Raw genomic sequence first — 26,041 nt, forward strand, 5'->3', positions numbered from 1 at the left:
AAATCCACTCGTTCATGTCAACATATATAACAGAGAAATGTGATTCCGGAGATATTTGTATTTTTTGGAATCGCTTCCTTTCTCTCTTATATAGGTTGCCGGAGATGAAATGTAGATTCATCATTGAATTGTATGCAGGAAGTGTGACAAGCATTACTGTTATGAATTTTTCATATAATGTATTTTTTATATAGTTGCCTGAGGATGTGGATTCATTGAGTATGGTATAATTTGTTGCGATGGGAGAGTGACCTATGGAGCACAAATATACTATGTCAATTGAGCAGGAAGAGACTAGGCGGAATCACATTTATCTGTTATTTGGCCTGTCTGAAGCGGGATCAATGAAGGTAGCCCTTAGTCATCTGGGTTGTCGTCATTTAATACGAGTACTTTCATTTAATGAGACGTTCTCTGCTGGACCGTTGCGTGGATTACATAATAATGAAGGCTATCATACCCGTGAGTTATGGTTTCAGGAACGATTTCCGGATCAGGGTTATCATTTAAATCCCCAGCATAAACTGGCAGCCATGATTCAGACCTTAAAAGAAATTCCCGAGGACAAAAAAATCACTATTTGGTGCGGAGATAACTCCCATGATCAGACAGGTTTACGATTTGCACTTTCTATTCTTAGTGAGAGGACGCAACCTATTCATGTTATTGATTCAGTCAAGGCTTATAGGGAGATTGCCGCTTCATTTGAAATCGGCTTATATCCCAGAGCACTTAGTCAGCTCCCAAATGAAGCTCTGCAAAAAATTATAAAAATTACCGAAAACACATCCCCTATCACCTCCGCTCAAAGAAAACAGTATGAACTAGAATGGCAAAAAATCAGCAACACCGAAGATATGCTTAGAGTTTGGGCTGATGGCCAGCTTATGAATGTTCCCGAGAGTTACTATGACGAAGAAATTCTTTCTTTAATTCTGCAATTTCAACAGTATGAGGATCGAGATGGCTACGTAAATGCAGGTCTAGTTGTAGGCACAATTATAGGGCAATGGAATTTGTATATCAGTACCTCATTCATAGAATATCGCTTCTGGAGGCTAATTAGTGAGGGAAAGCTGTTATTTAAAGGGATCCCTTACGCGATGCATTTATACTTTCTAAAAGTCGCTTAGCAGTTGCTACAAAATGACAGACAAACCCTTTATAAAAAAGAAAAGGAATGCCCTCCTAACTAAATATAGCTTCGAGGGCATTCCTTGTAAATATGACTTCTTTATGATTATATTGTGCTGTTGATTACACTTGCTCTTCCGATTCTTCTGACTCTTCTTCCTCGGCAATTAATCCGGCAAAAAGAGCATGTACGAACTGCTGCGAATCAAATGGCTGCAAGTCTTCCATTTTTTCTCCAAGACCTACAAACTTCACCGGCAAATTCATTTCCTGACGAATCGCTACAACGATTCCGCCTTTAGCCGTACCGTCCAGCTTCGTCAAGACCAAGCCAGTGACGCCACTCTTTTCACCAAATAACTTGGCTTGTGTAAGTGCATTTTGACCCGTCGTAGCATCTAGCACCATCAGTACCTCATGTGGAGCACTTGGGATTTCTCTTTGAATGACGCGGAAGATTTTGTTGAGCTCTTCCATCAGATTGCTTTTATTCTGCAGTCTGCCAGCAGTATCGCAGATTAAGATATCCACGTTGCGTTGCTTTGCCGCTTGGACCGCATCGTACATTACAGCCGCCGGGTCAGAGCCTGCTTGTTGTTTAATGACATCTACGCCTGCGCGTTGGCCCCAAACCTCAAGCTGCTCAATCGCTCCGGCACGGAACGTATCCCCTGCAGCCAAAAGAACTTTTTTACCTTCTTGTTTGTAACGATGAGCCAGCTTGCCGATGGTAGTCGTCTTGCCCACGCCATTGACCCCAACGAACAAAATAACCGTAATTCCATTCGGATTTTCCTTCAGGCTGTTATCATCATCTCCACGCAGCAGCTCCATAAGCTTACGGGACAAAATCGGCTTCAGCTCGGCAGCATCTTCAATCCGATTTTGCTTCACTTCGGCACGCAAATCCTCGACAAGGGTCATAACAGTGTTTACACCCACGTCTGCACCAATCAAAATCTCTTCCAGCTCTTCGTAGAACTCTTCATCTATCTTTTTGCGGCGGATGATAAGGTCGGAGACCTTCTCTACAAAACCTTTACGGGTTTTCTCTAATCCGTCGCGGAATTGTTTCGTTACACTTTCCGTTTTGCCGGAAATGCTTTCTTTTAATTTTCTAAAAAAGCTCATTTGGTTCCTCCTAAAAGTTTCTCTTCTTTGATGAATTTAAGCAATCTCAGCTTCTTCATCCTCTAAACGTACTGAGACGAGCTTGGAGACGCCGCCCTCTTCCATCGTTACTCCGTATAACACGTCCGCCTCTTCCATCGTTCCTTTGCGGTGTGTAACGACGATGAACTGAGTTTGTTCAGAGAACTCGCGTAAATACTGTGCAAAACGAACAACGTTCGCTTCATCGAGCGCAGCCTCGACCTCATCCAATACGCAGAACGGAACTGGCTTCACTTGCAAAATAGCAAACAATAACGCCATCGCTGTTAGAGCGCGTTCACCGCCAGATAAAAGCTGCAGATTTTGCAATTTTTTACCCGGTGGTTGGGCTACGATATCTATACCTGTTTCCAGCATATGTTCCGGATCCAGAAGCATGAGATCCGCTCGCCCGCCGCCGAACAGCTTTGAGAACACGGTCCCGAACTGTTTGCGGATCGCATCAAAGGTCTGTTTGAAACGTTTGGACATTTCATCTTCCATCTCGCGGATTACTTGATACAAGGTAGTCTTAGCTTCGACTAGATCATCTTTTTGTCCACTGAGGAACGTATACCGTTCATGGACCCGCTGATATTCTTCGATCGCCCCTAAGTTAACCTCTCCTAGCGCAGAAATACTGCGCTTCAAACGCTGTACATCGGCTTGTGCGGCAGGTACATCTTCAGGCACTGGATATCTCTGTTTTGCTAATTCATAACTTAGCTCGTAGTCATCACTCAGCTTGCGGAGAATATTATCCAGCTCCACATCGAGTCGACCGACAGAAACTTCAGTGGCACGCAGCTTGTCCTCGACTACTTTAAGGGCCTGACGTTGATCTTTAGTCTTGCCTTCCTCAAGTTCCAGCTTACGGGTTAACGCTGTACGCTCAGCACGCGCAAAATCCAAAGTTCCAGTCGTCTCTTCCTTCTTCAAGCGGTAACTGTTCAAATCTTCCTTCTGCTTCACAGCTTCCAAAGCATTGTTAGCCAGATCCTGTTCAATCGTATGTAACAGATTTCGATTCTGGCGCAGCTCCTTGTCCTGTGAACCCACATCTTGTCTTAGGCGACGTAACTGCTCCTCCAGGGAGAATATCTCCTGATCGAGCTTGCCTTCCGAGACTTTCATACTGGTCAACTTGCCTTGCAGCTCTTCCTTAGCTGATTCATTCGCTTTACGCGCTGATTCAGCGTTACGGATACCCTCATGGGCTTCCTTTTCTTCCTTTTCAAGGCGTTCAAGCTCAGCAGTTGCTTGCTTCCGCGTCTCTTCAAGCGCACGTACTTCATTCTCAAAGCCGCTGCGTTCCGCACCTGTGCTCTCCACTTGCTCCTGCACATGCCGAAGCTCATGCTCGAGCTGCTTCAAATCACCGGAGACTCTTTGCTCTTCCAGTCTTTTCTCATCGCCATCACGGCGCAGGTCCTCCAGCTTCACGCTAGCGTTCTCCTGCTCCTCACGAAGTCTGGCAATGCCTTGCTTCAGCTTCACTATTTGACGTTCGCTTTCTTCAATCTCACTGCTTAATTGATCCAGCTGACGTTTGCGGCTAAGCAAGCTATTGTTCTTCTTATGCTGGCTACCCCCGGTCATTGAACCGCCGGCATTAACTACATCGCCTTCCAGGGTAACTACCCGATAACGATATTGGCATCTAGCGGCGATACGGTTCGCTTGCTCCAAGCTCTCCGCAATAACCACATTGCCGAGCAAACTGCCAATAATGCTAGTATATTTATCATCGTAACCAACGAGTTCGGAACCAATTCCAACAAATCCGTCAGCATCACCCACCATACCACGGTCACTGCCAGAAATCTGGCGCGGCCGGATAACATCTAGCGGAAGAAAGGTAGCTCGTCCCAGCTGACGTTGCTTTAGAAATGATATCGCTTGGCGGGACACAGTCTCATTATCCATGACCACATGCTGAAGTGATGCGCCTAGAGCAGTCTCAATCGCCATTTCCAGCTTCTCCGGAACAGAGATCAGCTCCGCAACCGCACCATGCACACCGTTGAGCTGTCCTTTGCGCGCACCCTTGAGCACTTCTTTAACCCCAAGCATGAAGCCGTCGAAATCATCCTGCATCTCTTTCATGGTCTCATGACGAGAGACTTGCGCTTCCCGCTTCTGTTCCCATTTCCGAAGACCGGATTGTGTTTCTTCGATCAGCTTCTGACGTTTACTAAGCTGCTCACTTTCAGTGATATAAGCCCCGCGAAGATTGCTAAGCTCCTTCCCCAGCTGGGCAATCTTGTCCTTCAGCCCTTTCTGGTTGGCAGACAACTCTTCATGCCGGGCTGTCCATTTGCCGCTTTCTTCTTCACTGCGGCTCATACGACGTTCCAGATTCTCCTTTTGCTGATCCGCGTAACGAATTTCGTTACGTGCATTCGCCATAAGGTTCATTAGCTCCAAAAGAGCACTTTTGAGCTTTTCTTCCTGGCTCTGGCTAATCCCGTCTGCCACACCTTCAAGCCTTGTCTCTTCATCTTCGATCTGTTTCCGAAGATCCACAAGCTTAAGCCGCGATTGTTCAAGCTTAAGCTCCAGATCCACGACTTCACGCTGACGATCTGCAGAACGCTCGCCAACCGAACCTAACGTGAGCATTAACTGCTCACGATTACTTTCCAGATTGCGCTTGCGTTCCCTCAGCACTTCACCGTAACCTTCGCTCTTCTCAAATGCTTCGCTATAACGCAGCAATTGCTCTTGCTGCTTCTCGATCTGTGCTTCGATTGTGCGCAGTTCAGAGCGCCCGCTCTCCAGCTTGGCATCATGAGCCGAAACCACAGTAGACAGCTCCAGCTGCTCGTCCTTCAACGTTTCAAGCTTAGCGTTACCTTCCTGCCAAGCGGTATGAATGCCTTCAATCTGGTGTACGTATACTGAAATTTCCTGATGTTTTAATTGTTCGCGAAGTTCCTTAAAGCGGATAGCTTTCTCGGACTGATCCTTAAGTGGCCCAATCTGATCCTCAAGCTCACTGATCAAATCATGAATACGAAGCAGGTTCTGCTCGGTATCATCCAGCTTTCGACTTGCGTCTTTCTTGCGCGATTTATATTTCACAATACCTGATGCTTCTTCAAAGATGCCTCGCCGATCTTCGGAACGAGTACTTAGAATTTCTTCAATCCTACCCTGCCCGATAATCGAATACGCTTCACGTCCGATACCGGTATCCATAAACAGCTCTGTGATATCCTTCAGACGGCAGGACTGCTTATTAATTAAATATTCACTATCTCCACTGCGGTGGACTCTCCGAGTCACTGTAACTTCGCTGAAATCCAGCGGAAGTGTGTGATCTTCATTATCAAGCGTAAGTGATACTTCGCCATAATTCACGGCTTTACGCGCATCACTTCCAGCAAAAATGATATCCTCCATCTTGCCGCCACGCAGTGATTTAGCACTCTGTTCGCCGAGTACCCAGCGTATGCCGTCAGAAATATTGCTTTTGCCGCTTCCGTTCGGGCCAACTACAGCCGTTATACCGCGCACAAACTCCATTTCTGTTTTGTCGGCAAATGATTTAAAACCAGCTAATTCTATCCGTTTCAAAAACATACTTGCCAATCACCTCTGACCCATTATACCATAGCGTTTGTACCCTAAAAAACCATTAAGATGTACCTTATCCTTTGTAACGCGGAACATATATGTTCTTATATTGTCGAAAAAGAGCAGCAACGGTCTGAGCTCCGCCTAAACGCCGGTATTCAGACCTTTGCTGCTCTCCTCCGCTTGTCCCCTTGATGCAAAACTCAGGCACCGTCCTCTTTCAGATGCAAAAGTGCTGCTGCTGCAGCCTGCTGCTCTGCTTCCTTCTTGGACCTGCCGCTTCCTTTACCAAGTGAACGGTTAGCCATATACACCTCTGAGACGAATTCACGCTCATGTGCGGGTCCCCGTTCTTCTATAATTCGATATTCCAATGTACCCATATTGTGCTGCTGAATTAGCTCTTGCAGTTCCGTCTTATAATCGGTCATCTGCATTTGCAATTTCCCATCCGTCTCCACGAGAGGAAATACGTGATTATCAAGAAAACTCCGCACTGTTTCCAGTCCTTGGTCGAGATAAAGCGCTCCCACGAAGGATTCGAATACATCAGCCAGCAGGGCCGGGCGAGTACGTCCGCCCGTAAGTTCTTCCCCTTTGCCCAATAGTACATAACGGCCAAAACCTAAACTCTCCGCAAACTTGACCAGTGAAGGCTCGCATACAATAGCGGCCCGCAGCTTGGTCAACTCTCCCTCAGGTCGGTCTGGCAATAGATTGTACAAATATTCAGAAACCGTTAACTCCAGAACTGCATCCCCAAGAAATTCGAGACGCTCATTGTCCTGATGCTGATTGAAACGGTGTTCATTCACATAGGATGCATGGGTAAAGGCCTGCTTCAGAAGCACAGAATCGTGAAATTGGATTTGAAGTTGCTGTTGTAACTGCTTCAGTTCTCCTTTCACCGCACTGTCCCCTTACTAATTATATTTTTTTAGAATAACTGTTGCGTTATGTCCCCCGAAGCCGAACGAATTCGACATTACAATATCAAGATCAGCTTTACGTGGCACATTTGGTACATAATCCAGATCACATTCCGGGTCTTGGTTGTCCAAATTAATCGTTGGCGCAATCATCCCTTTTTGCAAAGAAAGGCCACAGATAATAGCTTCTACTCCACCAGCAGCACCCAGAAGGTGACCTGTCATGGATTTCGTCGAACTAATTGCCACTTTATAGGCATGGTCACCCAATGCTTTTTTAACAGCAGCAGTTTCTGATCTATCTCCTACAGGCGTTGAAGTACCATGAGCATTGATGTAATCAATATCTTCAGGAGAGATACCAGCATCCCGGATTGCCATCTTCATGCAGCGAGCTGCACCATCTGGATCAGGCTCAGTCATATGATGAGCATCTGCGCTTAGACCATAACCGATAACCTCAGCATAGATCTTCGCTCCACGTTTCTCAGCATGTTCGAGTGATTCCAGAATAAGAATCCCGGCACCTTCACCCATAACAAAACCATCGCGATCCACATCAAACGGACGACTTGCCTTCTCAGGCTCATCATTGCGAGTGGACATTGCTCTCATAGCACAAAAACCAGCCATACCTGTTGGACGAATGGTCGCTTCGGAACCACCGCAGATCATTGCATCCGCGTCTCCACGTTGAATCAAGCGGAAGGATTCCCCAATGGAGTGACTTCCTGTAGCACAAGCAGTTACTGTCGTCGTATTAGGACCCTTTGCACCAAGGTTAATGGACAACTGCCCAGAACCCATGTTAGCGATCATCATCGGAATGAAGAACGGACTAACCCGCTTCGGTCCTTTTTCAAGCAACAAGTTATGATTGTCTTCCCAAGTTCCAAGACCACCAATACCTGATCCTACAGATACACCTATTCTTTCGGCATCAATATCTTCACCGATCTTAAGTCCGCTATCTCGTAATGCGTCCTCACCGGCAGCCACTGCAAATTGTACAAAACGGTCCATTTTGCGGGCTTCCTTACGACCAAAAAGTGCCTCTGGATCGAAATCTTTAACAGAGGATGCTATTTGCGTAGTATACTCACTGACATCAAAGGTCTCAACCTGTGATACACCGGATTTGCCGCTCATAAGATTATCCCAGAACGTCTCCAAATCTTTGCCCAATGATGTAACTACGCCCATCCCGGTAACAACCACTCTATGACTCAAACACAATCACCCCATCTATAGGTTGTATACATTATATTCAGAACTTATATACTTTCTGTTGCTACTATATGAACAGCGATAACCGCATCATTAACCATCCTGCGGTTCTGTTATATCCCTTATATAGTTGCTCAAGGCAACCTTTGATTCATCTTTAGTGCTCTATAAATGAGGAGAAGTCCCGCCCTAGCAGGAACGGGACTCTCAATCATATGACTCTAGGTATGAGATTGTATGTACTTCACAACTTCACCCACGGTCGTAATCGTCTCTGCATCTTCATCAGAGATTTCCATATCGAATTCATCTTCCAATTCCATAACCAATTCTACTACATCAAGAGAATCAGCACCTAAATCATCTTTGAAAGACGCTTCTAATGTTACCTCAGCTTCATCGGCACCTAAGCGGTCGATGACAATGCGTTTTACACGCTCTAATACATCGGACATCCGGTTCACCTCCTCTTTTGGTATTATACGAGATATGAGTTCAAAATACCATAGAGCGTCAAAAACGCTTTCTTTATCCCTCACATTTCAGCATTAAAACAGTGTAATTTCTCCTTGACGGAGAGTTACATATACATCCCGCCATCCACGTGTAGTGTCTGGCCGGTCATATACGCAGCGCCTTCAGAGGCCAGGAAGACTACAGCCATAGCAATCTCTTCAGGACGCCCCAGACGAGCAAGTGGAATGCCCTTCTCAAGCTCACTGCGCACTTCCTCAGAGAGCTCACGCGTCATATCTGTATCAATGAAGCCAGGAGCGATACAGTTCACCGTGATCCCCCGTGAGGAAAGCTCACGAGCCGATGCCTTCGTTAAACCGATGACACCTGCCTTAGCTGCGGAGTAATTAGCTTGTCCAGGATTTCCTGTTACACCTACTACGGAAGAAATATTGATAATTCGCCCGTAGCGTTGCTTCATCATAGGGCGTGTAGCTGCCTTTAGGCAGTTAAACACCCCTTTTAGATTCGTTTCGATCACTTGATCGAACTCTTCTTCTTTCATGCGCATAATCAGGTTGTCTCTGGTAATGCCGGCATTATTGACAACAATGTCAATACGTCCCCAGGTATTCAGAACCTCTTTGACAAGGTTCTCGGCCTGTTCACTATTGCCGACATCGCCACGAAGGGCAATACCCTCCGAGCCAAGCTCGACAATCCGAGCTACGGTCTCTTGTGCGGCTGCTTCACTGCCCGCATAGTTCACGGCCACCTTCACGCCATGTTCCGCGAGAGCAAGTGCAATACTGCGGCCAATGCCGCGAGAGCCACCAGTTACAAGGGCCGTTTGACCCCGCAATGCTGAGAACATCATTTATTCCCCTTTCGATCATATTGCTATTGATAAACAATGTTTGAACGTATCTTACAAGACAGCTTGCACACTTTCAAGCGTGTTAATGTTGATTACTTTGACCGTTTTGTCTATTTTGCGGATCAGACCTGCCAGAACACTGCCAGAACCAATTTCCACAAAAGTATCCACACCATCAGCAATCAGCCATTCAATACTGTCTTGCCAGAGCACAGGGGAGTACACCTGGCGGACAAGCAGTTCACGGATTTCTTCAGGATCCGTTACAGGTGCTGCGGTAACATTGACAATAACAGGTACAGCCGGAGCATTAAAGGTAACACTCTTCAGCTCGTCTGCCAAGCGGTCTGCCGCAGCCTTCATCATCGAAGAGTGAAAAGGTCCACTTACTTCCAGCGGAATAGCCCGCTTTCCGCCTGCTTCCTTAACACGCTGCACAACACCGTTAACCCCGGCCTGTGAACCAGAAACAACAATCTGTCCCGGGCAGTTCACATTCGCCAGTTCTACCACGCCGCTCTCCTCGGATACGCTCCGGCATAATTCTGCCAGAGCATCCCGCTCCGCACCAAGCACTGCAGCCATAGCTCCCTGTCCACCTGGAACAGCTTCCTCCATAAAACGACCGCGTAAACGCACGAGTCTTACAGCATCTTCATAGGACAATACGCCTGCCGCAACCAGTGCGCTGTATTCTCCTAGGCTATGACCAGCTACATAATCCGGCTTCATCCCTTGATCACGTAATGCTTCCAGAAAAGCCACACTTGCTGTTAGCAGAGCTGGTTGTGTATTTACGGTCTGTTTCAAATCACTGTCAGGTCCTTCAAAAATCAGCTGGCTCAGCGGAAATCCGAGCACCTCGTCACCTTTTTCGAATACCGCGCGGCTGTGTGGAAGAGCTTCATATACATCTCTACCCATTCCAACTGCCTGTGCACCCTGACCGGGAAAGACAAATGCGATTTTACTCATAAGTAAGAACTCCTTCCTCTATTACCAGATCAATACGGACGCGCCCCAAGTCAAGCCACCGCCGAATCCAACCATCAGAACCGTGTCGCCTTCCTTCATGCGTCCTTCTTCCGCCGCTTCAACTAGAGCTAGAGGAATAGAAGCTGCTGATGTATTAGCATATTTATCAACATTGATTACACATTTCTCCGGTGGCAGGTCAAGCCGCTGCATAGCGGATTGAATGATACGAATATTCGCTTGATGCGGTACGAACAAATCAATATCTTCTTTACCTAATCCGGCTTTAGTAAGCACACGTTCTGTAGCTGAGCCCATAACACGAACGGCAAACTTAAACACTTCCCGGCCATTCATATAGATGAAATGTTTCTTGTCTTCAACCGTCTGCGGAGAAGCAGGCAAGCGCGAGCCCCCAGCTTCCAGCTTAAGCAAGTTTCCTCCAGAACCTTCAGCACCCAGATCGAAGGATTGGAAACCGCGTCCCTCTGGAACTTCACCGATGATTACTGCTCCTGCACCATCGCCAAACAGTACACAGGTGTTACGATCCGTATAATCAGTGATGCGGGATAAAGTGTCCGCACCAATTATGAGTGCATTATTGTACATTCCGTTCTGAATAAAGCCAACCGCAGTAGCTAGGCTGTATACAAAACCAGAGCAGGCTGCTGATAAGTCAAAGGCCGCAGCACCTTTTGCTCCAAGTTTATCCTGCAAAATGCAGGCTGTGGAAGGAAAGGAGCTATCAGGGGTTACCGTTGCAATAATAATAAGATCCAGATCTTCGGCTTTCATGCCTGCAGAATCCAAAGCTTTAAGTGCAGCTTCATAGGCTAAATCAGAAGTTGCCTCATGTGGTGCAGCGATATGTCTTTCACGGATCCCTGTCCGACTGACGATCCATTCATCGTTAGTCTCCACTATTTTTTCTAGATCACTGTTTGTTAAAATTTTCTCAGGTACATATTTACCCGTACCGATAATCCCAACCGGCCGCAACTGTTTCATTTCGTCACTCACTTCCCGCTAATTTCCTTGGATATACTTGGCACAAGATCGGCTTGCAGAGCAATCCGCGCTTGTCTTACTGCATTTTTAACCGCATTTCCGTCTGAAGATCCGTGCCCCTTAACTACCAATCCGCTAAGACCAAGCAGCGGTGCACCGCCATGCTCTTTATAATCCATCTTGCCCTTCAGGGCTCTAAGCTCCGGCATCAGCATAGCCGCTCCAAGTTTAGTCTTCAGAGAACGGCTGAATTGCTCCTTCAGTAAAGAGAACAATGCACCCGCTGTACCCTCAAGCGACTTCAACAGGATATTACCAGCAAATCCATCGCAGACAAGCACATCGCAGTTTCCTGTCAGTACGTCGCGTGCCTCAACATTACCGATAAAATGAATGCCCGGCAAGTTCTCCAGCAGTGGATAGGCTTCTTTGGTCAGTTCGTTGCCTTTCCCAGGCTCCGTCCCTACATTTAGAAGTCCAACCCGCGGCTTAGCAATGCCATGCACTTTATTCCGATAAATGCTGCCCATCAGCGCATATTGCACCAGATGTTCAGGCTTCGCATCCATGTTAGCGCCAAGATCAAGCGCAAGCACGCCAACATCATCCAGCGTCGGAATCATAGGTGCCAGCGCCGGACGTTCAATCCCCTGCATACGGCCTACTACAAGTAACCCTGTAGTCATAAGCGCCCCCGTGTTACCTGACGAAATCATAGCATCTGCTTCGCCCTCACGCACCATACGTCCAGCTACAACCATGGATGAATCTTTTTTGCGGCGAACCGCCTTAACCGGCTCTTCATCAGAACCAATAACATCTCCTGCATGCCGCACACTCAGGTTGGACGGCTTGTCCTTCAGCAGTGGCTCTAGTCTGGCTTCGTCACCTACGAGCACAATCTGCGTATCTTTCCATTCCGCGGCCGCGGACAACGCCCCCTCGACATTACATTCAGGAGCGTTGTCCCCGCCCATGGCATCAATGGCGATCAGCACTACGGTTACCCCCTTCACTATACTCTTCATTAGCGGAACGATACACTATAAAGTGGCCTTGAAATACCAATTCTTCTCCGACATAGGTGAATACGTCCACCTCTGCTTTGCCGCCTCTGCCTGCAAGTGACCGCACTTGAGCTTTAGCAATGCACTTCTCACCAAGCAGAACCATACGAACAAATCGTATGTCGGCTGAAGCAGTCAAGGCAATTTCATCGTTAATTACAGCAACCGCAAGCGAATTGGCTTGAGCAAACACGTAGTGGCCACGGGCGATCCCATTTCTGGAAAAGACATGATCCTCACGAATTTCAAAGATCGAAATCCCGCTCTTATCGAGCTGTAAATCCACAATATCTCCGATCACTTCATCCGCAGGCAAAGAGCGCACCTGATCATAGGAATGCTCTGCCATTTGTTTCATTCTTTCACGCAGTTCTGGTATTCCCAGCTCCATCCGGTCTAACCGAATCGTCTGAATGCTCACCTTCAGCTGACGAGTCAACTCCCGATCAGTTACAAAAGGATTGCCTGCAATTATATGTAGCAGCTGTTGCTGACGTTCTTTCTTGGACATCCGCTCGATAGCGGCTCACCTCCTGGCACATGCCAAGCATAAACGCCTTCGGCGCCCTAATAAGGACGGTAAGCGTTTAAGCGAGAAATATAAGACATAAAGTATAGGTGCATAACTTATACTTCCTTATATTTTAAAGAAAGCATCCGGCCGCTTGAATGGCCGCTGTTATATTAGGTCAAACAATCATAAATATTTTTTAGAACCAGGTACTAATATGTAGTATAAAGCATGCCGCACCAAAAATAAAGCATTGACTTCTGAGCGGAACATAAAGTATAGCTGCAAACCTTATCTTTATTAAATTTGGACAAAAAAATAGTACCTCACCGAAGTGAAGTACTACTTATTTTTGAAACTATTGTTTGATGATTTCTCTTGCTTTGTAAGTTCCGCAAACTTTGCATACGTGGTGAGCTAGTTTCAACTCTCCGCATTGTTCACATTTCACCATGCCCGGCACAACCAACTTAAAGTGGGTGCGACGTTTGTCACGGCGTGTTTTAGACGTTCTACGTTGTGGTACTGCCATGTGTTCCACCTCCTCGTGATATTTCTGTCAGCCTGCTCCTCAGAGCAGGATGTGTTTTGTTGTAATGTTTCATTTGAAAAAGTCTTTCAACCCAGCGAGTCGAGGATCGATCACTGTGTTGTCGCAACTGCAGGTGCCTTCGTTCAAGTTCTGTCCGCATTTCTGACAAAGACCAAGACAGTCTGCCTTGCACAATACCGAATCCGGTAAGTGCAGTACGAAATTTTCTTCCACATACGGGATAAGATCCACAACCTCATCCTTGACGTAAATGAGATCCTCATCTTCGTCATCATCTGGAAGAACTGGCTGCTTAAGCCACTTGAAAGTCTCAGCAAAAGGAATGTTCAAATCACTTTTGACCTCCGTGAGACAACGTGAACATAACATGTCCACATCTCCACTCAGTTTCCCCACCACGTTCACACAATCGGTTCCCGCGGGCAGCGCTTTAAGGTCTACTGAGAGCGGAGCAACAGTTAGAATATCCTTGCGCCCTTTGACTACCTCGCTGACATCCACAACATCGTGAATATGTAACGGTTCGTCGGCATTCGCTAATTTGCGAAAGTGAATCTGCATACTTATCACTCCCAAACAAACAAAATTTATTATACCTAGTATTCTATACCTTTGTCAACCATTTTCCCTTTATATTGTTTCAGAAAATGCGGTGAATTATGATATAACTATTAGTGTAAATCAAAAGATCAGCTTGTGCTAACAGTATCTCTAGAAATCTACCCTACTAAACTCAATAAATATACCTTACTTATCGGAGGGAAGCCACAGTGACAACGGTTGGAATCATCGCAGAATACAATCCTTTACATAACGGACATGTGCATCACTTCACGGAAGCCAAAAGACTTTCCGGCGCAGAGCGCACCATCGTCGTCATGAGTGGTCCCTTTACCCAGCGCGGCGAGCCGGCGGCGGTAAGCAAGCAAGCCCGGACAGAGATGGCGCTGCATATGGGCGCCGACCTCGTCATTGAGCTGCCGGTGGCTTATGCCGTCCAGCCAGCCGAGTGGTTCGCGTTCGGAGCAGTTGCACTGCTGGAAGCGACCGGGGTCGTGGACAGCTTGTGCTTCGGCTCCGAAGCCGGCACTTTGGGCTCGCTGCTCCCGCTGGCCAGATATCTGGCTGAGGAAAGCAGCGAGCTTCAGAGCGAGATCCGCCGCCGCATGGCGCTCGGAGCGAGCTTCCCCGCCGCGTACAGCGCAGCGGCGGCGGTGGCCTTTGAAGGGACTCTCCCGGAAACGGAGAGTCCCGGAGATGCAGGCGAGCTGCTGCGCCAGCCGAATAACAGCCTTGGCCTGCATTATCTTATCGCCTTGCAGCGGCTGCACAGCAAGATAATGCCACTAACCATTCCGCGCACAGCAGCAGGCTTCCATGACCCATTACAAGCCGACTCTTCTATTGCAAGTGCGACGGCCATCCGCAAGCTGCTGCAAGAAGGCGGATCTCCCGCTGCTTATATGCCGGATTATAGCGTGTCCATTTTGGAAAGAGAGCATGCAGCCGGAAGGGGCCCTCTGAGCTTGGAGAGCTTCAGTATCCCGCTCCGCCATCTGCTGACCACCCATACTGCTGCCGAGTTACACGCGATCCATGATATGAATGAAGGCTTGGAGAACCGAATACTGCGGCTTTTGCCTGAGTTGGAGCAATTCTCTGTTTCAGGCCTGCTTCACGCCCTTAAGAGCAAGCGCTACACGCATACACGGTTACAGCGTCTGCTGCTACATGTTCTGTTAAATCATTCTAAAAAAGAAATGACCCCTTCCATACTAGCAGAGGGGCCCGGATATATTCGTATTCTTGGTTTTAGAGAAAGCGGACGAGCACTGCTTAAAGAAATGAAACAAAAAGCTACGTTGCCCATCGTCATGCGCCCGTCCCTTTGTTCCCATCCGCAGCTTGAGCGAGATCTTCAAGCCGCTTCCGCTTTCGCGGGAGCTTTTAAGGAACCCCGTAGAAATGATATGTACCGCGATTATTTGGAACCTCCGGTCATGGTTTGACCGGCAGTTCCACCATATACTTCAGCGCCTCATCCAGCGTAGATACAGGCACCAGCTTCATAGATGTGCCGATTTTATCAGCTTTTGCTTTGGCTTCGTCATAATTCTTAACAGGCACGAAAAAAATCTCCGCCCCTTCTCGGTCCGCAGCCACGATCTTGTGTTTCACTCCACCGATAGCACCAACTACACCCTCAGCGTTAATCGTACCCGTCCCTGCAACCCTATGGCCCTTAGTTAAATCTCCAGAAGTAAGGCGATTGTAAATTTCCATAGTGAACATTAGCCCTGCCGAAGGTCCGCCAACATTTGTATCTACAAAGCTGACAGCTTTCCCTGCTTCTTTTGGTTTTACTTTTTGAACGGCGGCAATAGTGACTCCAAAACCAGGTCGAACGGCAGCTCCCTCTTTATCCTTTATTTCAACCAACGTCACTTGTTCTTGTACTTCCTTGCCATTTCTTTGCAAAACAACAGCGACTTGATCTCCGATTTTTTTAGAGGTGAGCAGTTTAGACAGTGCTTCAGGATCGGGCACTTTTTGTCCCTCTACACTAATGATTTTGTCACCCGGCAGAAATTGTCCTTTATTACTTTCTACAGGAACCGAAAAGACGTAGAGATAATCCACTACATCCTCATATGGAATTCCCGCTGCATGATAAGCGGCCTGAACAGAATAAGACTGTGAGCTATTCATATAATAAACCTGCTCTGCAGCATATTCGTCTTCTGATTTATCCCCTAGCCGGGTTTCTTTTCGCACAACCTCTGAATTGGAATTAAAAGCAGAGGCGACCAATAAGGCCACATTAGCATAACTAGCAGACACCGTAGTCATCATAAACGTTCCTTCTTCAGCCGGATCGGCATTCTCTACCTTAATCATAGGGGCAACTTCAGATGCACTGCCTGGCTGATATACGATGTACGGGGTGTTCATAAAGACAAATACATACACGATTACTACAAACGTAAACAGATAAGCTGTGGCGCGGAAACCCGGCCGATGCTTCAGTTGCTTCACTGCTCTTCCCTTCTTTCCCGCGGCACTTTTAGGATATGAATGATTGAACTTCATTACCGCTTCGACTAGTGGTTTGGCATGATGGTTGTCTACTCTGCATAAATTGATAACACATCGTCCATGCCTTAAGTTATGAAGAGGTGATCTGAGAAATGAAAAATATTCAAATACGCCGACTAGCTACACGCTCCACACCATTTATACCCGGGATTATGGCAATCCTGACAGCCATTGCAATTATTATCTCACCGGAGAGCTCCTTTGAGGCTTCACTCCAAGGATTGAAGCTTTGGTGGACACTCGTATTCCCTGCCCTGCTCCCCTTCCTGATGCTGTCAGAGATGCTTACCGCCTCGGGTTTCGTGCATGGTTTTGGAGTGCTTCTGGAGCCATTGATGAAAAAGGTCTTTCGTCTGCCCGGTGCCAGCGGCTGGACCTTGGCACTCGGAATCACAGCCGGATTCCCCGGTGGAGCTGGAGGGGTCATGCAGCTACACAAGCAGAACAGCATTTCTGACAAGGAAGCCGCCCGACTTGCCGCACTTACACACTTCGCCAGCCCGGTAACCATGCTTATAGTAATTGGCATAGCTTTTCTACACAGTACTTCAGCAGGTTATTTCCTATTGGCCATCCACTGGATCTCTGGACTTCTAGCCAGCTACACCGATGCTCTATTAAAGGGGCGGTCAGCGAACACGAAACCAGTTGATAAGATCTCCACGGACACCAAACAGCCTTCTTTATATAGTCGCGTTCAGCTTGCAGCAACAGATGCCAGAGCAAAAGACGGACGCAGCTTCGGCAAGCTTCTCGGCGAGTCCGTCGCTAATGCCGTGCAAAGTCTGATGGTCGTGGGCGGTTACATGATTATGTTCGCTGTAGTCATCAATATCATCACTACTGTACTTCCCGCATTGCCAGCTGCTCTGCCAGCAAGCTTGCTGGAAATTCATTTAGGCGCCGACGCAATCAGCAAAGGGCTAGCAAGCATAGGAACAGGTCCCTCTAGTATGTTTGGGATAGCTTTGCTGTCTGCTGCACTGGGCTGGAGCGGACTCTGTGCGCAACTACAGGTGCTGACCATGCTCAAACAAGCCAGAGTCAGATTTCTACCCTACGCTACGGTTCGTCTGATGCATGGACTTTATGCTTTTCTGTTAACTTTATTGCTCTGGAAACCATTGTTGGCTATCCGTAAAGCTGCTTTACCAGCACTTGCAGACTCACGCCCGACTCCAAGCGGCACCATTAATGTAACGGACATATGGAGCTCTTTTCCACAGCTGCTAAGTCTGCAAGCCCTTCTGCTCATCATCCTGTTGGGATTATCTGCTGGAACGTATCTAGTAAGTACTATTCGCCATCGGCTCGGTTAAATTTACGCTTCATCGCTTGTTCAACCTCAGGCGTCACAAAATCAGTCACATTCCCGCCGAAGTGGGCGATTTCTTTAACAACGCTGGAACTTAAGTACGAATATTTCGGATTAGTCATCATAAAAATCGTTTCTGCATCGGGATCCAGGCTATGGTTGATCGATGCGTTTTGCAGCTCATATTCAAAGTCAGTAACGGTACGGATACCCCGAACAATGACTTGAGCATCTTTTTGACGAACATAATTCACTAACAGATCACGGAAGCTGTCAATTTCCACATTGGGAATATCAGCGGTCGCCTGTCTTAATAGCTCTGTCCGTTCATCAACAGTAAACAGCGGGTTTTTACTCAAATTATTAAGCACCGTTACAATCAAACGGTCGAATTGCTTGGATGCGCGCCGAATAATATCCATATGTCCCATAGTCACGGGATCAAAGGTACCTGGATAAATGGCAACACGTTCTTTTCTAATTTGCTGACTCATTCTCTACCTCCTCACCAGCTTCACTTTCCTCTGCAGGATTAGTTTCATACTGGTAAATAGAAATTGTCGTTTCTCCGTATACGGCCTGACGCAGCCTATAAAATCCTGGAATCTCTTCAGGATAGGCATAACTTGATTCATGCTCCAGAACAATAATTGCGTCCTCTTGCAGCATTCCTTTTTCGACCATCATAAGCATAAGCTCATCCCCGTGCTTCAAGCGATAGGGAGGATCTAAAAAGACCAAATCAAAAATTTTCCCCCGCTTCTCCAACGCACTTAGCGCTCTACCAGCTTCATTACGGTACACCTGCGCTTGTTCTTCCAGCTTAGTAGCCTTCAGATTGGCGCGTATCGTGTCGATACTTTTAGGATCCATATCAACAAATACGCCACTTTCCATCCCTCTGCTTAAGGCTTCGATCCCCAAACCGCCAGTACCGGCGAATAAATCCAGCACCGCTCCACCTTCGAAATATGGGCCTACCATGCTAAATACAGCTTCCTTCACCTTATCGGTCGTAGGCCTTGTCCCACTTCCCGGAACACTCTTCAGTGGCCTTCCTTTTGCACTTCCCGATACCACTCTCACTGTTATTCACCCGCTCTATATCTCTGTTTGTTATGCCCAAAAAGGCATAAGTCCACGCCTATCGTAACACATTTGCGCGATGAAATAAAAAATTTGTCTAGATATGAAATAAGAAGGCGAAACAGCTTATTCAGAGAAATAAGTCATCTTAATGTATAAGATTGGACTTCCAGGGACATCATGTAATTATCGACACCACAAATGTCGTAGACAACCGCGGAGCAGGCTTACGTTTCCCCATAAGCTCTTCGTCCGGTTTCTCCTCTCCCATGAAAGGGGCCCTAGAGATAGGGCCCCGAATTTATGTTTAACGGTATTATAAGCACGAAAAGACTACCTTTCGGCAGCCTTTTCAGCAACAACTATTTCACAAATCTTCCGATAAACTCAGAAACTACGCTCTCATACTTAACCGGATCCATGCGGAAAGCTTCTCCGTGACCCGCATTAGGAACGATGTAAAGCTCCTTCTCGACCGGACTATTCTCATATACCGTATGAACCATTTCCGTAGGAACAAAAGTATCATTATCGCCATGAATAAACAGGGTTGGCGTTTTAGATTTCTTCACCTGTTCTAAGGCTGAGGCTTCACCAAAGGAGTAACCTGCCCGAATCTTTGTTAGCATACTGGTCGTATCTACAATTGGAAAGGCGGGGAGATGGTACATTCTTTTTAATTGAAAGGTAAGCTCGTCCTTCACTGAGGTATAACCGCAATCTTCCACAATTGCTTTAACATTAGCTGGTAAATCTTCACCGCTTGTCATCATTACGGTAGCTCCCCCCATGGAAACACCGTGCAGTATAATCTGTGTATCCTCACCGTTTGCTTTCAGAACGTTCTGTATCCACTTCAAGTAATCCTTACGTTCTGGCCATCCAAATCCGATATAGTCACCCTTACTTTCTCCATGTCCTCTGGCATCCGGCAGCAAAATATTATATCCAAGTCTCTCATAATACATTCTGGCATACCCGCTCATTTGAGTTGCATTTCCAGCATACCCATGAGCAATAATCACTGTCTTATTGGAATGTTCAGGAGCAGCTAAATAGTATGCTTTAAGCTCTATTCCGTCATCAGAATTCATCTCCCATCTATCAAAGCTCTGGGTATCCCACCACTCTTGGTCTGCCTTCGAGGTATCTTTAGATTGTTCTACCTCTGGACTGGACTGCAGGTCAGGGCTTTCATTCAAGAAGTCCTTTGAAGCACGTGCAATAGCAACATGATAGAAATAAAAGCTTCCCACAGTTACAACAATGATTAAAAGTACAATAACAGAAGAAATTCCGATCATCATTTTTTTCTTCAAACTAGCTCTCTCCTAAATAAAATTTAACAGTATTAATCTATGTTATCAGATTAAGATAACATGTATATTTGAATATTCAAAATCATAGTATTGTAAACTCATGTTATTCACTACGTGATTAGTATTCTTTTAACTTAATATTTTATATAGCCTTAATGGACAAAATACCTACAAAAAAAAAGCCCCAAGTCGGCAAAATGCCAACATGGAGCTCTGCTATTTTAGTAAATTAGAATATGCATGCGCTTGTAATAATTACTAATAAGATGAACAAAACTAAGATTGCGCCTGTAGAAGTAAAAGCACCACCAACATGACCATATTCAGCACCCATGAGAAGACCTCCTCCGTATTTAGAATACATCATAAGATATGTAATGATCCCCTTAGAAGATTGGGCGTTCAGTTAAAAAAAAAGACCTCTACTGGGCTACCAGCGAGGTTAAAGGCTCTACAATTAATCAGAAACTAAAATACCATCAAAGCTTTCTGGGCCCACACGTACTGTACCGAGAAGATTAGAAGAAACAAATGCTGTATAAGTGAGCTGAGGTGTGATCGCGGGTAAGAAGTCATCTGCCGAAAAAGTTATTACTTGTGGAGCCAATATACTAAGACCAAAAGTTGAAGTAGCAGAATACACTTTTGGATCAGTAGCCAAGGTTCCTCTTACAATCGTAATTGTGATACCCACTAACGCTAGCGGAAGTGTCACTGATATCGTTCCTTTAAGGAGAACACGTGGATTGGTAGTCACTCCAGCCGTTAACAACCCAATCTGTCCAAAAAGCTGCGGCGTGTTAAGTACCGTAATAGGAATCGCTATAGAGTTGGCTAGGCTGGCATTTTGAGATGTTCTTGCATCAAGGTAAGTTCCCATCGTTGCACCCCCTTTATAAATTGGCATACCATAATATATTAGTGTTCTCGACTGAATGCATAGCCACATTACCAGTGTAAAACGATTGTTTTATAAAACTCATAGGCAAGATCTATTTATCATCTTTTTTCGTCCCATCCCTTTTATTAAAAGCCAGTTCAAACAAACCGGTCGCTGATAGCCCCGCAAGCCCCCCCGCCCAGAGTCGCAGAATCAGATTCATATCAGTGAACGGATAGGCAACTGCTCCAACCAGCAAGCCAATAGCCAACCCCACTACTGGCACAATGTTCCGCGGAAGTTCAATGCTATTCTTCACAAGTTGTACAAGTGCCATTACAAAAACAGCTAGGACTGAAGCAAAGGCAAGCACACTGTTGAGAGCATCGTTATACATGTTTTTTAATCCTCCTTATTTCATTTTTTACTTCCTGTTACAAGTAAACCTGCACGGTTCAGCACCGTTAATATGCGATAGAAATCGTAACTGCCACCCGATGGAGTATCGAGAAGTCCTGCCGCAGTCGCTGCTTTCACAGCCGCCTCAGCCCATGCAGGGACATTCATGACTGCCCGATTTTCAATGAATGTTACCCGATCCGTAAGCTTATTAATCGACTGCCCCTGTTCTTGCACACCTGTTTTCAGCGTATCCCTGCTATCTGTAAGAGCTGCTATAAGAGCACGCAGTTCCTTTACTTCCGATTCTAGACTAACAAGCTTTTGCTTATCCTCTGCTGACATCTCATCATCTCCTCCCATGGATTTGTCGTCATATTGATACAGATTATAGGTATTCATAATTTGAATCAGCTTAGCTGCATAGTTCGGATCAGTAGCGTAACCAGCTGCGGCAATCTCTTGTGCAGCCACCTTGCCACTTGCACCGAGAACCTTGCTGTAAAGGTTGCGATTCCATGAGACTCCATTCACAATCAAGTCGGAGTGATCCGCGATAGATTCTCCCCAATTGTTATAGGCTCGAAAAGGGGCATTAACTTTAACAGCTTTACCGTTAATATATTCAGTAGTTTGTACAGTAATGCTGCCAGCAGGTCCACTTCCTTTGATCCCAAACAAATTATTCGCTTTGATAGTCAATCCACTGCTGCCCCAGCCTGACTCCAGAGCCGCTTGAGCAATGGTTAACGAAGCAGGAACCTTAGTGAGCTGCATGTCCTTTACAGCAAAATTCGCAATCTTCGCTATAAACTCGCCTTCTGTCATCTCATCACATCCTCTCCGTTTATTAAATGCGAGGCATCATAAAATGACTGTGCTTATCCCCTTCTAACATTGTGTTTTTACTAGATTCGAATCCAACTCGGCAACAAAAAAAAGCCATCCCATTACCCATGAAATGACTGCTGGAGTAGCCTCAATGATCTGAACATCTAACTTCCTAATTACATCTCATTCGCTTACGAATCATCTATTGGACTCAGCTGACCTTATACGCAGCGTTAGCTCACTTTTTGGATATTAACGGACACCACAGCCGTAATTGGCACCAAAAACATTCAATAACAGGCTCTTCATATAGAATAATGTCTCTGAGGTCCGAAACCATGCTAAAAAGGATAAAAACATGCTAATAACGTCATCCGGGTCCTAAAGCTTCAATAGACTGAATATGACTCGGCGGTGTAAAAGCAGCCAAACAACGATCCCAAAAAAAGGAGTAGTAGTTCTCCTATTATTAGAGAACTACTACTCCTTTGTCTTTCATGACATCGACCACTGCTATCCACTATGACGTAGAGCGTCTATGTAAAATGGAAGGGTGCACTTCTCGGTAGCTCAAGCGGTGCCTTAGGTCCTGCATAATGCATCCTCAACTCCTTTCACCCGGACAATATGTAATTATTAGTAAATCTAGCTTGTGAATCCCGTAGAATTAGCGTAATATATAGTAATAATTTACTATATAGGAGGGTCTAACAGACTATGCCTTCATATTATTTTAAAGAAGTATGGACACCCTTACGCTGGGTAGGTATAAAGTTTTTTCGTGATGATGATGGATTCTTATGGATTAAATGGTGGACAAAACCCAGAAAACGGTTACGTTAACGCATACTATTACATATGCCATAATACATAGGTTCAGCAGTTAGAATACTCATAATAATCTGCGCTGCCACCCCCTCCGCTTCAAGCATTGATTTGCTAGCGGAGGTCTTTATGATCCACGCTAGCAACTGATGCGTCCGTTTACTAATTCCCTACTTTTGCCCCAAATGAACGTGCCAAGAGTACCGCCTGTTCAATATCCATCCGCACTCCCTGCAGATCCAGACTCTTTAAATCAATTCCTTCAACAATCGCTTCCCGCATATCCGCTCCCTTAAGCTTGCATTGAGACAATTGTACACGGCTCAAATCCGCTCCGCGCAAGTCACTTTTTTGCAAATTACAGCCCATTAAATCCGCTTCTGTAAATCGAATCCCTCGCAGATCCTGTCTGCTTAGATTAGTATGTCTTAGGTTCGTGTACGACCAGTCCCCTCCGAGTAGAGAGATTCCGTCCAAATATGCATTTGAGAAATCCGATCCTACCATCTTGCAATCTTCGAATTTAGATACAAACAGGTTCGCTCCCGTAAATTTACAATTGGTAAACGCTGAACCTTTATGGTGAGACGCATTAAGCATGGCTCCAGTAAAATCACAATCAATAAATCGGCAGCCAATAGAGTTCATCTCTTCCATAGAAGTGCCTTTGAAGGAGCATTGCTCGAATGTGCAGTTATTTAACTCACCATCCTGCAAGCTTCCTTGATCAAAATTGTGATTACGGAACGTTTCATTAAGGTATTGGTACATATAAATCTCATCACCTTCATCAGTATTAAAAAAATTAATTCTTAATTAAAAATAGCACTTTAGTAGATTGTTCTCAACATTCCCTTTCGATATAATAGCAAATAAACAATGGGGAGGAAAATTATGGATGTGTCCAGCAGGAAAGAACCATTCCGTTATGTTATGAACCATCCGCTTGAATGCTGGATTGAAGTTCCGCTTAACAATTCCGGTCCAGGTGCTGGAAAGTTAACAGAGGCTGTATTACTCGATCTTAGCCGTTCGGGTTGTAAGGTACGTACTCCTTTGAATCTTCGATTCACTGCAAGAGATACTAGGCTTATTATTCATCTTCAATTAAATGAAGAGAAGCTTCAGCTCTTATGCAGCGTCCGGTGGGGTTGGATGTTTGGGCTGGGCCAATATCAATATGGAGTTAAATTCCGCTTGGACGAAAATGAGGAAGAACGCCTAATAAGAGAGCTTGAAACATGGACCGCCACCCTTCGGGTTGAAGGTCTATAGAACTTACCCTAACAGATGCCCTTCACTTAGAAGGACGTCTTTTTTTTGCACAAAAACGAAGACAAAGCTAAATCGCTCTGCCTCCGTTCAAAAAACTATTCCGCCAAGTTGTGGCTAGACGTCCACTCTTTTATTAACTAGCTTGATGATGACCACTATAAGAAGAACTGCTATCACCGCTTCAAACAGAAGAGGAGCTAGATTCAAATGACCCTGTATAAGCTGTATCCCATTTGCGGTATCCGTCTCATCTATGACCTCGAACTGGAATACACTTTCCCAAGCAGTGAAGTTACTTTTGAAAATAAAATACTCCAAATAGAATATTCCATTCTGTAACAAATACGCAGTGGCCAGCCCAATCCATACTCGCCCCTTAAATTTCACACTTCGTGCAACCGTAATGGAGACCATCAAGGTAAGCATGATATAACCGGCAAACCAATACGCTTGCAAGAGAACTAACAATCCCACTTTCCAGAAATTCTCCGGAAGAAATGAGGAGGGATACATTGAAAGATACACGCCAAAATGGATCAAAGCTATTAAAATAATACCCAGCATTAGAGCTAAATAGAGCACTAACGGAGAAAGGACTGTGTTCAGGGTTCTTACGGGCACTAGGCGACGATTATAGGAATTTATATTGTTAAAAAAAGTTTTTGCTGCCATGACAAGAAAGATCAGTCCTGCAATAACATAAGCTATTCCGTTCAAAGTAAACCGTTCATAGTCATGCAGTTTGGTAAATCCTAACCCAATCTGTGCCAGAATTATGATTACAAAAACTGCAAGAAACTTATCCCTATCCCGTCTAAAATCATACTTCACTAGCTTTAGCATTCTGCGTACACCTCTCTGAACAGTTCGTCAATACTTTTGCCATGGCGTAGCCGAATATCCTCCACCGCAGTATGCATCAGAATTTCTCCTTCTTTTATAAAAATCACATCATCAAAGATCCGCTCAATATCCGATACTAAATGGGTTGATAAGAGAATGGTACTGTCCTCTTCATAAAACTCTACTAACGCGTTAAGAATTTTTGTTCTAGCTACCGGATCTACACCACCAATGGGTTCATCCAGCAAATAAAGGCTAGCTCGGCGTGATAGGGCAAGTGTAAGCTGTAAACGTTCGTTCATCCCTTTGGACAGGTCCTTTACCTTATCTTGCGCTCTTAGTTTCATAAACTCCAACATTCGCGAGGCTTTAGTCTGATCAAAATCCGGATAGAAGTCAGTTTGGAATTTCAGAGCATCAGAAACACTCATCCAGGATTCTGTAAGCGGCTTATCAGGCATAAACGACACCACCGCTTTACTTTCTGTTCCTACAGAACCCCCAATGACGGATACACGACCAGAGGTAGGTTGTGTCAGTCCAGCGATGATTTTCATAAGTGTACTTTTGCCGCTGCCGTTACTGCCCAGCAGTCCTGTGATCTTACCCGCACTCAGATTAAAAGATACCTTGTGGAGGGCATGCTTGGATCTATATTTTTTTGTAACTTCATGAACCTCAAGTATATTTCCCAACTTGTT

The 26,041-nt window shown here is 45.7% G+C and carries 27 protein-coding genes; 4 read left to right on the forward strand and 23 right to left on the reverse strand.

Features of this window, described 5'->3' with window-relative positions; translation table 11 throughout:
- The first annotated feature begins 254 nt into the window (after nt 1-254).
- Nucleotides 255-1,133, forward strand: coding sequence for a DUF1835 domain-containing protein (locus tag MHH63_RS14635; RefSeq protein ID WP_341144231.1), 879 nt, complete (start codon nt 255-257; stop codon nt 1,131-1,133).
- Between the two features lie 124 nt (nt 1,134-1,257).
- On the opposite strand, the gene ftsY is transcribed toward MHH63_RS14635, so the two are convergent.
- The 12 genes from ftsY to MHH63_RS14695 form a co-directional block, all read right to left on the reverse strand.
- Nucleotides 1,258-2,265 carry a signal recognition particle-docking protein FtsY gene (gene ftsY, locus MHH63_RS14640; protein ID WP_036686498.1) on the reverse strand — a complete coding sequence of 336 codons (1,008 nt, stop codon included), beginning with the start codon at nt 2,263-2,265 and terminating at the stop codon, nt 1,258-1,260.
- A 36-nt stretch (nt 2,266-2,301) separates the two neighbouring features.
- Nucleotides 2,302-5,871, reverse strand: a complete 3,570-nt coding sequence (smc, locus tag MHH63_RS14645; RefSeq protein WP_076126122.1) for a chromosome segregation protein SMC — start codon at nt 5,869-5,871, stop codon at nt 2,302-2,304.
- 197 nt (nt 5,872-6,068) lie between these two features.
- Nucleotides 6,069-6,773 carry a ribonuclease III gene (gene rnc, locus MHH63_RS14650; RefSeq protein WP_038570606.1) on the reverse strand — a complete coding sequence of 235 codons (705 nt, stop codon included), beginning with the start codon at nt 6,771-6,773 and terminating at the stop codon, nt 6,069-6,071.
- A 15-nt stretch (nt 6,774-6,788) separates the two neighbouring features.
- A complete protein-coding gene (fabF, locus tag MHH63_RS14655; RefSeq protein WP_076101782.1) occupies nt 6,789-8,024 on the reverse strand; it encodes a beta-ketoacyl-ACP synthase II in 1,236 nt (411 codons plus the stop codon).
- Between the two features lie 218 nt (nt 8,025-8,242).
- Nucleotides 8,243-8,476 (reverse strand): acyl carrier protein, encoded by a 234-nt coding sequence (locus MHH63_RS14660; RefSeq protein WP_036686493.1) that lies wholly within the window; start codon nt 8,474-8,476, stop codon nt 8,243-8,245.
- Nucleotides 8,477-8,601: 125 nt separating this feature from the next.
- Nucleotides 8,602-9,351, reverse strand: a complete 750-nt coding sequence (fabG, locus tag MHH63_RS14665; RefSeq protein ID WP_036686492.1) for a 3-oxoacyl-[acyl-carrier-protein] reductase — start codon at nt 9,349-9,351, stop codon at nt 8,602-8,604.
- A gap of 54 nt (nt 9,352-9,405) precedes the next feature.
- A complete protein-coding gene (fabD, locus tag MHH63_RS14670; protein WP_076190037.1) occupies nt 9,406-10,329 on the reverse strand; it encodes an ACP S-malonyltransferase in 924 nt (307 codons plus the stop codon).
- 21 nt (nt 10,330-10,350) lie between these two features.
- Nucleotides 10,351-11,340 carry a beta-ketoacyl-ACP synthase III gene (locus MHH63_RS14675; protein ID WP_341171719.1) on the reverse strand — a complete coding sequence of 330 codons (990 nt, stop codon included), beginning with the start codon at nt 11,338-11,340 and terminating at the stop codon, nt 10,351-10,353.
- 8 nt (nt 11,341-11,348) lie between these two features.
- Nucleotides 11,349-12,338 (reverse strand): phosphate acyltransferase PlsX, encoded by a 990-nt coding sequence (gene plsX / locus MHH63_RS14680; RefSeq protein ID WP_038570599.1) that lies wholly within the window; start codon nt 12,336-12,338, stop codon nt 11,349-11,351.
- Complete coding sequence (fapR, locus tag MHH63_RS14685; protein WP_036686484.1) at nt 12,322-12,918, reverse strand: transcription factor FapR; 597 nt, start codon at nt 12,916-12,918, stop codon at nt 12,322-12,324. Before fapR ends, plsX begins: the two co-directional genes overlap by 17 nt.
- A 358-nt stretch (nt 12,919-13,276) precedes the next feature.
- Nucleotides 13,277-13,450: a 50S ribosomal protein L32 gene (gene rpmF / locus MHH63_RS14690; RefSeq protein WP_019911234.1), complete on the reverse strand. Its 174-nt coding sequence runs from the start codon at nt 13,448-13,450 to the stop codon at nt 13,277-13,279.
- Between the two features lie 69 nt (nt 13,451-13,519).
- On the reverse strand, nt 13,520-14,032 hold the full coding sequence (locus MHH63_RS14695) for a YceD family protein (RefSeq protein WP_036686482.1): 513 nt from the start codon (nt 14,030-14,032) through the stop codon (nt 13,520-13,522).
- A 209-nt stretch (nt 14,033-14,241) separates the two neighbouring features.
- On the opposite strand from MHH63_RS14695, the gene MHH63_RS14700 reads away from it, so the two are divergent.
- Nucleotides 14,242-15,480, forward strand: coding sequence for a nucleotidyltransferase (locus MHH63_RS14700; RefSeq protein WP_076126116.1), 1,239 nt, complete (start codon nt 14,242-14,244; stop codon nt 15,478-15,480).
- Here the strand turns inward: MHH63_RS14700 and MHH63_RS14705 are convergent.
- Entirely contained in the window at nt 15,470-16,507 is a 1,038-nt protein-coding gene (locus tag MHH63_RS14705) for a SepM family pheromone-processing serine protease (RefSeq protein WP_248548161.1), read from the reverse strand. The genes MHH63_RS14700 and MHH63_RS14705 overlap by 11 nt on opposite strands.
- A gap of 152 nt (nt 16,508-16,659) precedes the next feature.
- On the opposite strand from MHH63_RS14705, the gene MHH63_RS14710 reads away from it, so the two are divergent.
- Nucleotides 16,660-17,886, forward strand: coding sequence for a nucleoside recognition domain-containing protein (locus tag MHH63_RS14710; protein WP_341171720.1), 1,227 nt, complete (start codon nt 16,660-16,662; stop codon nt 17,884-17,886).
- Here MHH63_RS14710 and coaD read toward each other — a convergent pair.
- The 8 genes from coaD to MHH63_RS14750 all read right to left on the reverse strand — a co-directional run bounded on the left by coaD (nt 17,864) and on the right by MHH63_RS14750 (nt 23,993).
- On the reverse strand, nt 17,864-18,376 hold the full coding sequence (gene coaD / locus MHH63_RS14715; protein WP_076126111.1) for a pantetheine-phosphate adenylyltransferase: 513 nt from the start codon (nt 18,374-18,376) through the stop codon (nt 17,864-17,866). The genes MHH63_RS14710 and coaD overlap by 23 nt on opposite strands.
- Complete coding sequence (gene rsmD, locus MHH63_RS14720) at nt 18,360-18,968, reverse strand: 16S rRNA (guanine(966)-N(2))-methyltransferase RsmD (RefSeq protein ID WP_341171721.1); 609 nt, start codon at nt 18,966-18,968, stop codon at nt 18,360-18,362. The genes coaD and rsmD overlap by 17 nt, the downstream gene beginning before the upstream one ends.
- 362 nt (nt 18,969-19,330) lie before the next feature.
- Nucleotides 19,331-20,287, reverse strand: a complete 957-nt coding sequence (locus MHH63_RS14725) for an alpha/beta hydrolase (RefSeq protein ID WP_248548158.1) — start codon at nt 20,285-20,287, stop codon at nt 19,331-19,333.
- Nucleotides 20,288-20,516: 229 nt separating this feature from the next.
- The gene (locus MHH63_RS14730) at nt 20,517-20,621 is read right to left on the reverse strand and encodes a sporulation protein YjcZ (protein WP_111503812.1); all 105 of its coding nucleotides are present in this window, start codon (nt 20,619-20,621) and stop codon (nt 20,517-20,519) included.
- A gap of 123 nt (nt 20,622-20,744) precedes the next feature.
- Nucleotides 20,745-21,167, reverse strand: coding sequence for a hypothetical protein (locus MHH63_RS14735; protein WP_076183705.1), 423 nt, complete (start codon nt 21,165-21,167; stop codon nt 20,745-20,747).
- A 112-nt stretch (nt 21,168-21,279) separates the two neighbouring features.
- Entirely contained in the window at nt 21,280-21,564 is a 285-nt protein-coding gene (locus tag MHH63_RS14740) for a holin (protein WP_076101776.1), read from the reverse strand.
- A 20-nt stretch (nt 21,565-21,584) separates the two neighbouring features.
- Complete coding sequence (locus tag MHH63_RS14745) at nt 21,585-22,394, reverse strand: glycoside hydrolase family 73 protein (RefSeq protein ID WP_248548157.1); 810 nt, start codon at nt 22,392-22,394, stop codon at nt 21,585-21,587.
- A 990-nt stretch (nt 22,395-23,384) separates the two neighbouring features.
- Nucleotides 23,385-23,993 carry a pentapeptide repeat-containing protein gene (locus MHH63_RS14750; RefSeq protein WP_076126101.1) on the reverse strand — a complete coding sequence of 203 codons (609 nt, stop codon included), beginning with the start codon at nt 23,991-23,993 and terminating at the stop codon, nt 23,385-23,387.
- Between the two features lie 123 nt (nt 23,994-24,116).
- On the opposite strand from MHH63_RS14750, the gene MHH63_RS14755 reads away from it, so the two are divergent.
- The gene (locus MHH63_RS14755) at nt 24,117-24,497 is read left to right on the forward strand and encodes a PilZ domain-containing protein (RefSeq protein WP_076126099.1); all 381 of its coding nucleotides are present in this window, start codon (nt 24,117-24,119) and stop codon (nt 24,495-24,497) included.
- 114 nt (nt 24,498-24,611) lie between these two features.
- Here the strand turns inward: MHH63_RS14755 and MHH63_RS14760 are convergent, their stop codons facing one another.
- Together MHH63_RS14760 and MHH63_RS14765 are read right to left on the reverse strand one after the other, a co-directional pair.
- Nucleotides 24,612-25,340, reverse strand: coding sequence for a hypothetical protein (locus tag MHH63_RS14760; protein WP_340975859.1), 729 nt, complete (start codon nt 25,338-25,340; stop codon nt 24,612-24,614).
- A complete protein-coding gene (locus MHH63_RS14765; protein WP_076126093.1) occupies nt 25,334-26,035 on the reverse strand; it encodes an ABC transporter ATP-binding protein in 702 nt (233 codons plus the stop codon). The genes MHH63_RS14760 and MHH63_RS14765 overlap by 7 nt, the downstream gene beginning before the upstream one ends.
- Nucleotides 26,036-26,041: the final 6 nt, after the last annotated feature.

It is taken from the genome of Paenibacillus sp. FSL H3-0310 (assembly GCF_038002785.1).
GTDB lineage: Bacteria > Bacillota > Bacilli > Paenibacillales > Paenibacillaceae > Paenibacillus_AQ > Paenibacillus_AQ odorifer.